Origin of the sequence: Planktothrix sp. FACHB-1355 (assembly GCF_014748295.1) — a bacterium.
Classification (GTDB): domain Bacteria; phylum Cyanobacteriota; class Cyanobacteriia; order Cyanobacteriales; family Aerosakkonemataceae; genus Aerosakkonema; species Aerosakkonema funiforme_A.
On record NZ_JACJUP010001352.1, the window covers coordinates 1 to 1640 of the forward strand.

The 1640-nt window shown below is 42.9% G+C and carries 1 protein-coding gene; it reads right to left on the reverse strand.

The genetic code is table 11. The features are described 5' to 3' along the window. On the reverse strand, nucleotides 1–1560 hold a 1560-nt coding region (locus H6S82_RS32330; RefSeq protein ID WP_347339582.1), incomplete at its 3' end, for an ATP-binding protein. Nucleotides 1561–1640: the final 80 nt, after the last annotated feature.

Below are 1640 nucleotides of genomic sequence, written 5' to 3' on the forward strand. Positions count from 1 at the left end.
TTCCGTCTTGTCGTCCGCCACTAAAATTTTCCGTTTCGCTCCTTTAAAACCTATGATATTTCCTTCCTCTCCTTGGCTAGCGTTAGACCATTCGGAAACTTCTGGCAAATCTAGATCGAAGTAGAACACGCTCCCTTCACCCAAGCTGCTTTTTACTTTAATGTCCCCGCCCATCATTTGGACAAATTGGCGGCTAATTGCCAGACCCAACCCAGTTCCTTCTACTTTGCGATCGCGATCGCCTACCTGATGGAATGGCAAAAATATCTCTTCTAATTGCTCCGGTGCCATACCTATTCCGCTATCTTCAACCTGAAATCGAATTTTGGTAATTGGTGATTCGTAATTGGCCATCGCTAACGAGTCGGTATTTTCTCCATTTCCCATTACCGATAGCCCCTTCCCTATTATTCCCACTTTGAAGGTGACGCCGCCTTTTTCGGTAAATTTGACAGCATTACCGAGTAAGTTCATCAAAACTTGCCGCAAGCGTTTCTCATCTGCGCGGATACCCACCGGTAGGGGGCTAAGGGGTTCGTAAAGTAGAGAAATTCCCTTTTGTTCGGCACGAATACGGCAGATTTCGGCTATGTTTTCCAAAAATTGCGGAAAATGAAAATTACTGAAGTAGAGTTCCATTTTCCGAGCTTCGATCTTGGAGAGGTCTAAAATATCGTTGATTAGAGCCAAGAGGTGTTCGCCGCACTTAGAAATAATGTTGAGGTCGTCTTTTTGTTCATCGTTTAAGTTTTGTTCTCGCTTGAGGATTTGTGTATAACCCAAGATGCCATTAAGCGGCGTTCTGAGCTCGTGGCTCATATTAGCAAGAAATTCGCTTTTCGCAAGGCTGGCAGCTTTTGCGGCTTCTTCGGCTTTTTGGCGATCGCAAATCTCTTGTTGCAGCTGCACATTTTTTTCCTGCAACTCTAGCGTTCGCTCTTGTACTTTCACTTCCAAAGTAGCTTTGGCTGCTTCCAAATCAGCATATAGACGAGCATTTTCAATGGAAATTGCTGCTTGAGAGGATAACAGTTGCAATACATTTAAACGTTCATTTGTAAATGCACCCGCAGTTAGATTATTTTCCAAATAAACGATGCCGATAAGTTTTCCTTGATGCACAATCGTCGCACACAATATTGATTTAGGTTTTTGTTTGACTATATAGCTATCCGCCGTAAAACTTCCCGACTGACTCGCATCGCTTAGTACAACATTTTCCAGGGTTCTCGATACATAGTTAATCACAGAAATTGGTAGCCGATCGCTCGTATCTACAGGTATTGATTGGCCCAGAATGACATCATTTTTATCTACCTGTCCTTGGGCTTCTATGAGCAACTTTCCTTCTTTTTCTAAAATGAGAAATCCCGTCTGCGCCCCTGCATTTTCAATTGTCATTTTCATCAATTTAGTCAGCAATTTGCTTAAGACTATTTCGCTAGAAAGAGCTTGATATGCTTTCATCACAGTGGCTAAGTCCAGGACTTGCGAATCAGCCGCAGTCGTCGTGAAGGTTGCGGGAGTTAGATCGACATAGGAAGTTTCTCGCTTGACCATATAAAAAAGTATTTCAGGATATCTGGATTCCAAATCTTTTACTTTAGCCTTTGCTCCCCAGCGAATATAGCCATAGTAAG